The sequence below is a fragment of the Ilyobacter sp. genome (assembly GCF_041583315.1).
GTDB lineage: Bacteria > Fusobacteriota > Fusobacteriia > Fusobacteriales > Fusobacteriaceae > Ilyobacter.
In genome coordinates, this window is sequence record NZ_JBFHGC010000467.1 from 1 (window position 1) to 2,308 (window position 2,308).

General features: G+C 40.3%; 2 protein-coding genes. Both read right to left on the minus strand.

All coding sequences use genetic code 11. From position 1 onward, the window contains the following. The coding region (locus tag ABZA26_RS13005) for an AAA family ATPase (protein ID WP_372714935.1) at positions 1-1,542 on the minus strand (1,542 nt) is incomplete at its 3' end. Further along, a partial coding sequence (locus ABZA26_RS13010; RefSeq protein ID WP_372714936.1) for an exonuclease SbcCD subunit D occupies positions 1,543-2,308 on the minus strand: 766 nt, incomplete at its 5' end.

A 2,308-nucleotide genomic window follows, 5' to 3' on the forward strand; every position in this document is an offset into this window, starting at 1 on the left:
ACCTTCAGAAGTCTCCGCCAATTGAGGGTGGTCTTTGGATCCGCACACCGGGCAGGATTCCCCCTCTTTCAGATCTTTTGCCATTTTCCATGCTATCTGTCCATCTCGTACTTCACAGGCCTTTTTCAGTTCATCTTCCTTTAAGGAAAGTGATTTTTCAATTGTACTCTTTATTTTTTCTGATTCTGACAGCTCAGCTTCAAGGAATTTGACATCCTTTTCCAAAAGCTCCACTTCTTTCCTCTCTAAAGTAAGAGTTTCCATACTCTTTCTGGTATTCTCCAGGGCATCCTTGTCTTCATCTCCTAGAGCCTCAAGCTTCCCGGTGACCTCTGCGAGATTGATATCGTTTTCTTTTGCATTCTCTTCAAGGATTTTTAGAAGTGTCTCTGTCTGGGAAATTTTTTCCCTCAGAAGATCCAATTCATGATTCAGTTCTAAAAACTTTTCCCCTTTGTGAACCCCGTTGCTCACAGCTTCATATTCCTCTGGATTCAAGAGAATCTTACGATCTCTTTCCATCCTTTCATTTTCAGAATCTTCCAGTTTTCCGAGAGTCTCTGCCAGCATTTCCATACTGTTTTTCTTAGCTGAAAGATCTTTATCCAGTAATTTAAGATTGCTTTGATATTCTTTTATATCCTCTTGACACTTTGATAGTTTATGGAAAAAATCCATCACCTGGGCTGACTTCTCACCTTTTTTTATTTTTTCCTCAGTGTGTTCTGCCTCGACTTTATGGGATGCCAGATCCAGTTTCTCATCTATAATCTCACTTTTTTCTCTGATAAGTTTATAGATTTCCTCCTTCTGGAAATAATCTTTCATGAAAATCTCATATTTTTCCACGAGATCTTCTTTTGCACGCCGAAGTATTTTAAATTCATCTTTTTTTACCTGCAACTCTTCTGGTGTGGCATCTCCCTTACCCAGAATAATATTGTTCAGTGCGGCCACATCTTTTTCCTTAGAGTTTTTTTCATTGGAAAGTTTTCCCATGAGTTTCTTACCGTATTCCTCCAGGCCGAAGACTCTTTCCAGCATATCCCTCTTCTCTTTTCCTGTGAGTTTCAGGAACTCGCCGAATTTTCCCTGAGGAAGTACCACAGATCTTGTAAAATCATCCATAGACAGGCCTATTATCTCCCCTATACGACTATTTACATCACTGACCTTGTCAGCCTCTACATCGCCGTTCACTAAAAATCTGGCCTTGGACTGTCCCAGTTCTTTTTTGTTTTTTTTCTTGGGAAAGGTCCTCTCCACGAGATACCTGTCATCTCCTATGAAAAATTCATAGGCCACCATTATTTTTTCAGCCCCTATATTTAAGAGATCTATGAGTGTGTCCTTTTGGGTATCCTTTATCCTGACTACATTCCCGTAAAGAGCCAGGGTCAGGGCATCCAGTATAGTGGACTTACCGCTTCCGGTCTCCCCGAATATACCAAATAACCCGTGTTCGGTAAGTGCTTCAAAATCTATAATCTGTTTTTCCCTAAAGCTCTGCAGTCCTTCAATTTCAAGTTTTATAGGTCTCAACTATTCCACCTCCCCTGTGATCTTCATAAAGACTTCCATAACTTCTTTTGAAGGTTCGCTATTTCTGTTTTTTTTGTAGAAGTTTTTAAAGGCTGTTGTTATATTCTCAGGGGTATATTCATTTATTTCAAAGGAATTATTTTCCTCCCACATCACTTTGGGTATTATCTCTATCACGTTTTTATTGGCTTTTATTGATCTTACTTCGTTACTGTCAAGGGGTCTGTCTGTAACTATCTCAAGATAGATCCATTCTTCCTCCCCCTGGAGAAAATCTGATTTTGCAATGGCATTTTCAATGCCCTCTATACGATATCTCTTTATAGGTTTATAATTTTCCACCTCTATAGCCTTTATCTCAGTTTCCAGTCCCCCATTTAAAACTGCAGTATACACTTTTTTCGGATATCTGTTCTCACTGACTCTGTACTCTATAGGAGACCCTGGATATACTGCCCTCTTTTTTTCAAAATACATAGGTCTGTGGATATGCCCCAGGGCTATGTAGTCTGCATCTGGAAGATCTCTGAGGTTGACAGCCATGCTCCCTCCAAGCTCGATAGACCTCTCATCACCATCCCCGGAGGAACCTGTGAGAAATATATGTGTCATTATTATTCCCGGAATCCCTTCTGGTTTCTGATCTATGCCCTGGCTCAGTATCTCACCGATTCTCTTACTGTAGCTCATCTGATCTTCTGAGTCGCTGATTTCGGTAAATCTTTCTCCCAGAGATTTTTCACCGGGATAAGGCAGTGCATAAATA